Genomic DNA, 6,033 nt, shown 5'->3' on the forward strand with positions numbered 1-6,033 from the left:
TACCCCGCATGGAAATCAAGGTCAATTTTCTCGACAACCTTCGACTTGAAGCCAAGTTCGATGACTTCACCGTGGTGGCCGATCAACCTATCCGCTACAAGGGCGATGGTTCGGCCCCCGGTCCGTTCGACTACTTCCTGGCTTCGTCGGCGTTGTGTGCGGCGTACTTCGTGAAGTTGTACTGCGACACCCGCAACATTCCCACCGATAACATCCGCCTGTCGCAGAACAATATTGTCGACCCGGAAAACCGCTACAACCAGATCTTCAAGATCCAGGTCGAGTTGCCGGCTGATATCTCCGACAAGGACCGCCAGGGCATCCTGCGTTCCATCGACCGTTGCACCGTGAAAAAAGTGGTGCAGGCCGGGCCGGAGTTCGTGATTGAAGAAGTGGAAAACCTCGATGCCGACGCCCAGGCATTGCTGATGCCGGCTTCCACTTCAGGTTCGGATGCGGGCACCTACATTGTCGGCAAGGACCTGCCGCTGGAGCAGACCATTGCCAACATGTCGGGCATTCTCGCAGGCTTGGGCATGAAGATCGAAATCGCCTCGTGGCGCAATATCGTGCCCAATGTGTGGTCGCTGCATATCCGCGATGCGCACTCGCCGATGTGTTTCACCAATGGCAAGGGCGCCACCAAGGAAGGCGCGCTGGCGTCGGCCTTGGGCGAGTTCATCGAGCGGCTGAACTGCAACTTTTTCTATAACGATCAGTTCTGGGGAGAAGACATCGCCAACGCGGCGTTTGTGCATTACCCGAACGAGCGCTGGTTCCAGCCTGGCCCTAAAGACGAACTGCCGGCGGAGATTCTCGACGAGTACTGCCTGCGGATCTTCAACCGCGATGGCGAGTTGCGTGGCTCGCATCTGTTCGACACCAACTCGGGCAACGAAGAGCGCGGCATCTGTTCGCTGCCGTACGTGCGCCAGTCGGACGGCGAGGTGGTGTATTTCCCTTCCAACCTGATCGAAAACCTGTACCTGAGCAACGGCATGAGCGCCGGCAATACGCTGGCCGAAGCGCAGGTACAGTGCCTGTCGGAAATCTTCGAGCGCGCGGTGAAGCGCGAAATCATCGAGGGCGAATTCGCCCTGCCGGATGTGCCCGCCGAAGTGCTGGCGAAGTACCCAGGGATTCTGGCCGGTATCCAGGCGCTGGAAGAGCAGGGGTTCCCTGTGTTGGTCAAGGATGCGTCTCTGGGTGGCGAATTCCCGGTGATGTGCGTCACCTTGATGAACCCGCGCACCGGCGGTGTATTCGCCTCGTTCGGCGCGCACCCGAGCCTGGAAGTGGCGCTGGAGCGCAGCCTGACGGAATTGTTGCAGGGCCGCAGCTTCGAAGGCTTGAACGACTTGCCGCTGCCGACCTTCGAAGGTCATGCGGTGACCGAGCCGAACAACTTCGTCGAGCACTTCATCGATTCCAGCGGCGTGGTGTCGTGGCGCTTCTTCAGTGCCCAGTCGGACTACGAATTCGTCGAGTGGGACTTCTCCGGCCAGGGTGAAGACTCCAATGCCGAGGAAGCCGCGACCTTGTTCGGCATTCTCGAAGGCATGGGCAAGGAAGTGTACATGGCGGTGTATGAGCACATCGGTGCAACGGCCTGCCGAATCCTGGTGCCGGACTACTCGGAAATTTATCCGGTGGACGACCTGATCTGGGACAACACCAACAAGGCGCTGTTCTTCCGCGAGGACATCCTCAATCTGCACAGCCTCGACAAGGCCGGCCTGAAGTCGCTGGTCAAGCGTCTGGAAGACAGCGAGCTGGACGACTACACCGACATCACCACCTTGATCGGTATCGAGTTCGACGACAACACCGCCTGGGGTCAGTTGACGATCCTGGAGTTGAAGTTGCTGATCTATCTCGCCTTGCAGAAGTTTGAAGAGGCGAAAGAGGCGGTGGAAATGTTCCTGCAGTACAACGACAACACGGTCGAGCGCGGCTTGTTCTACCAGGCCGTGAACGTGGTGCTGGAAATGGAGCTGGACGAGGACCTGGAGCTGGTCGATTACGAGGGCAACTTCCGCCGTATGTTCGGCAACGAGCGCATGGACGCCGCGATCGGCTCCGTGAACGGCAGCGTGCGCTTCTTCGGCTTGACGCCGACCAGCATGAAGCTGGAGGGTCTCGACCGGCACCTGCGCCTGATCGACAGCTACAAGAAACTGCACTCGGCCCGCGCGAAAGTGGCGAACTGATCCACTTTCATAGCGCTCACAAAAAAAGCACCCAAGGGTGCTTTTTTTGTTGATGGCTGCAAACGTCAGACGTTGAAGCGGAAGTGCATCACGTCGCCGTCCTTGACGATGTAATCCTTGCCTTCCAGGCGCCATTTACCGGCTTCCTTGGTACCGGCTTCGCCCTTGTACTGGATGAAGTCGTTGTAGGCGATCACTTCGGCGCGGATAAAGCCTTTTTCGAAGTCGGTGTGGATCACGCCAGCGGCTTGTGGTGCGGTGGCACCAACGCGTACGGTCCAGGCGCGGACTTCTTCGACACCGGCGGTGAAGTAGGTCTGCAGGTGCAGCATTTCGTAGCCGGCGCGGATCACGCGGTTCAGGCCAGGCTCTTCGAGGCCCAGGGCTTCGAGGAACATGTCTTTCTCTTCGCCGTCGTCGAGCTCGGCGATTTCCGCTTCGATCTTGTTGCAGACCGGAACAACCATGGCGCCTTCTTCTTCGGCGATGGCCCTGACCACGTCCAGGTGCGGGTTGTTCTCGAAACCGTCTTCAGCGACGTTGGCGATGTACATTACCGGTTTGGTGGTCAGCAGGTGGAAGCCCTTGATCACCGCTTTTTCGTCGGTGCTCATGTTCTTCATCAGGCTGCGCGCTGGCTTGCCTTCGGTGAAGTGAGCGATCAGTTGCTCCAGCAGGCCTTTCTGGACCACGGCGTCCTTGTCACCGCCCTTGGCGTTACGCGCGACTTTCTGCAGTTGTTTCTCGCAGCTGTCGAGGTCGGCGAAGATCAGTTCCAGGTCGATGATTTCGATGTCGCGTTTCGGGTCGACGCTGTTGGAGACGTGAATCACGTTCTCGTCTTCGAAGCAGCGGACCACGTGGGCGATGGCATCGGTTTCACGGATGTTGGCCAGGAACTTGTTGCCCAGGCCTTCACCTTTCGACGCGCCGGCCACCAGGCCTGCGATGTCGACGAATTCCATGGTGGTCGGCAGGATGCGCTTTGGATTGACGATTTCCGCCAGGGCTTGCAGGCGTGGATCCGGCATCGGCACGATACCGCTGTTCGGTTCGATGGTGCAGAAGGGGAAGTTCTCGGCCGCGATACCGGATTTGGTCAGGGCGTTGAACAGGGTGGACTTGCCGACGTTAGGCAGGCCGACGATGCCGCAATTGAATCCCATGGTGTTTCCCCTCGGATAAGAGTCAGGCCTTCTGGCTGTGCAGGTTTTTCATCGCGCGGTTCCATTCACCGGCGAGGATATCCGGCAGCACGCCGAGGGCAAAGTCGATGCTGGCATCGAGTTTTTCCTGTTCGGCGCGTGGCGCACGACCCAGGACGAAATTTGAAACCATACTGGCGACGCCCGGGTGGCCGATGCCAAGTCGCAGGCGGTAGAAAGTATTCTGATTGCCCAGTTGCGCGATGATGTCGCGCAACCCGTTGTGACCGCCATGGCCGCCGCCCTGCTTGAGCTTGGCAACGCCGGGTGGCAGGTCGAGTTCGTCGTGCGCCACGAGGATTTCTTCAGGCTTGATGCGGAAGAATCCGGCAAGGGCCGCCACGGCCTGGCCGCTGCGGTTCATGTACGTGGTGGGAATCAGCAGACGAACATCCTGACCCTGATGCGAATAGCGCCCGGTCAGGCCGAAATATTTGCGGTCCGCCACAAGGTTCACACCTTGTGCGTTCGCGATGCGCTCAACAAAAAGGGCCCCTGCGTTATGCCGGGTCTGTTCGTATTCAGCGCCTGGATTACCCAGGCCAACGATCAGTTTGATGGCAGTCACGATAGGGGCCCTTCCTTGGAGTGGTGGATAACATCGCCGCAATCCGGGAGAGCGGCGAAAGTGGACGAAAATTGCTCATTTACCATGATGTAAACTCCGCGTTCTCGCCCGCTTTCTCGCTACGTTCCAGTCCGCGATGTTACTTGATCACTCCGGCATCACAGAGTGAATTACTCTGCAGCGCCTTCTTCGGTAGCTTCTGGAGCAACACGTGGAGCGTGGACGTTGGCAACAGCCTTGTCATCACCGTGTGCCAGAGCAACGAACTCAACGCCTTTAGGAGCTTTGAGGTCGGACAGGTGAATGATCGAACCGATTTCGGCGTTAGCCAGGTCGACTTCGATGAATTCAGGCAGGTCTTTCGGCAGGCAGGTCACTTCGATTTCCGAAACAACGTGCGAAATTTCGCCGCCTTTCTTGGTCGGAGCTTCTTCGCCAACGAAGTGTACAGGCACGATAGCGGTCAGTTTCTGGCCAGCTACAACGCGTACGAAGTCGGCGTGCATCACGTGGCCTTTGGCCGGGTGACGCTGCAGAGCCTTGATGATTACGTTTTGCTTGGTGCCACCAACGTTCAGCTCGATGATGTGGCTGTAAGCCGCTTCGTTTTCGAGCAGTTTGGCAACTTCTTTGGCCAGCATGCTGATGGATTCAGGGGCTTTTTCGCCACCGTAAACTACAGCTGGAACCAGGCTTGCGAGACGACGCAGGCGGCGGCTCGCACCTTTCCCCAGGTCGGAACGCACTTCAGCATTCAGAGTAAAATCGTTCATGTTGTATCTCCAAAATAACCACACTCGCCCCAGCGTTTGCGACCAGCGCTAAAGGCGATATGGGCAAAAAAGCCCCGCCCCGACAGGAATGCCGGGGCGGGGCGCTTTTCGTCAACGAGACATTTCGAGAAGGGCAGGGCCCTTAGCGGAACATCGCGCTGATCGATTCTTCATTGCTGATGCGGCGGACCGCCTCGGCAACAACCGGTGCGATATCCAGTTGACGGATACGCGCACAGGCTTGTGCTGCAGCGGACAGCGGGATGGTGTTGGTCACCACCAGCTCGTCCAGCACGGAATTTTCAATGTTTTCGATCGCCCGACCCGACAGCACAGGGTGCGTGCAGTAGGCGAAAACCTTGGCAGCGCCATGCTCTTTCAAGGCCTTGGCCGCGTGGCACAGGGTGCCGGCGGTATCGACCATGTCATCGACCAGAATACAGGTACGCCCTTCGACATCACCGATGATATGCATCACTTCAGAGTGATTGGCTTTCTCACGGCGTTTGTCGATGATCCCGAGATCCACGCCCAGGGATTTGGCAACGGCACGTGCACGCACGACGCCACCAATGTCCGGGGACACGATCATCAGGTTTTCGAAGCGCTGATCTTCAATGTCATCCACCAGAACCGGGGAGCCGTAGATGTTATCTACCGGAATATCGAAGAAACCCTGGATTTGGTCAGCATGCAGATCAACCGTGAGAACACGGTCGATGCCGACTACGGTAAGCATGTCAGCAACGACTTTCGCGCTGATAGCCACACGTGCGGAACGCGGACGGCGATCCTGACGGGCATAACCAAAGTAAGGAATAACAGCAGTGATACGAGTAGCCGAGGAGCGGCGGAAGGCATCAGCCATCACTACCAGTTCCATCAGGTTATCGTTGGTCGGAGCGCAAGTCGGCTGAATAATGAAGACATCTTTACCGCGGACGTTTTCATTGATCTCGGCTGTAATTTCGCCGTCGGAAAATTTACCGACAGAGATGTCACCGAGAGGGATATGCAGCTGACGTACGACACGCCGAGCCAGATCGGGGTTAGCATTCCCCGTAAAGACCATCATCTTGGACACGCGCAGTACCTAGAGGCTGAGGGTAACCTGGATGAGTATTGAAAATGGCAGGGGCGGCTGGATTCGAACCAACGCATGGCAGGATCAAAACCTGCTGCCTTACCGCTTGGCGACGCCCCTGTATCTGTTGCAACGAGTGCCTAACACACGGTTCCTTTAGAGCAGACTTTGCAGCTTGCGATGCAACATCGAA

The 6,033-nt window shown here is 57.6% G+C and carries 5 protein-coding genes and 1 tRNA gene; 1 reads left to right on the forward strand and 5 read right to left on the reverse strand.

The window, feature by feature from the left end:
- Positions 1 to 8: 8 nt before the first annotated feature.
- Positions 9 to 2,210 carry an OsmC domain/YcaO domain-containing protein gene (locus tag SOP95_RS30035; protein ID WP_323609304.1) on the forward strand — a complete coding sequence of 734 codons (2,202 nt, stop codon included), beginning with the start codon at positions 9 to 11 and terminating at the stop codon, positions 2,208 to 2,210.
- Between the two features lie 65 nt (positions 2,211 to 2,275).
- Here the strand turns inward: SOP95_RS30035 and ychF are convergent, their stop codons facing one another.
- The 5 genes from ychF to SOP95_RS30060 all read right to left on the reverse strand — a co-directional run bounded on the left by ychF (position 2,276) and on the right by SOP95_RS30060 (position 5,960).
- Entirely contained in the window at positions 2,276 to 3,376 is a 1,101-nt protein-coding gene (gene ychF / locus SOP95_RS30040; RefSeq protein ID WP_274074157.1) for a redox-regulated ATPase YchF, read from the reverse strand.
- A 22-nt stretch (positions 3,377 to 3,398) separates the two neighbouring features.
- Complete coding sequence (gene pth, locus SOP95_RS30045) at positions 3,399 to 3,983, reverse strand: aminoacyl-tRNA hydrolase (protein WP_008037207.1); 585 nt, start codon at positions 3,981 to 3,983, stop codon at positions 3,399 to 3,401.
- A 170-nt stretch (positions 3,984 to 4,153) separates the two neighbouring features.
- A complete protein-coding gene (locus tag SOP95_RS30050) occupies positions 4,154 to 4,756 on the reverse strand; it encodes a 50S ribosomal protein L25/general stress protein Ctc (protein WP_274074158.1) in 603 nt (200 codons plus the stop codon).
- Between the two features lie 142 nt (positions 4,757 to 4,898).
- Positions 4,899 to 5,840: a ribose-phosphate pyrophosphokinase gene (locus SOP95_RS30055; RefSeq protein WP_003171603.1), complete on the reverse strand. Its 942-nt coding sequence runs from the start codon at positions 5,838 to 5,840 to the stop codon at positions 4,899 to 4,901.
- A 45-nt stretch (positions 5,841 to 5,885) separates the two neighbouring features.
- Positions 5,886 to 5,960 (reverse strand) — tRNA-Gln (locus SOP95_RS30060).
- Positions 5,961 to 6,033: the final 73 nt, after the last annotated feature.

The organism is Pseudomonas sp. YuFO8, from assembly GCF_035065025.1.
GTDB classification, from domain to species: domain Bacteria; phylum Pseudomonadota; class Gammaproteobacteria; order Pseudomonadales; family Pseudomonadaceae; genus Aquipseudomonas; species Aquipseudomonas putida_AE.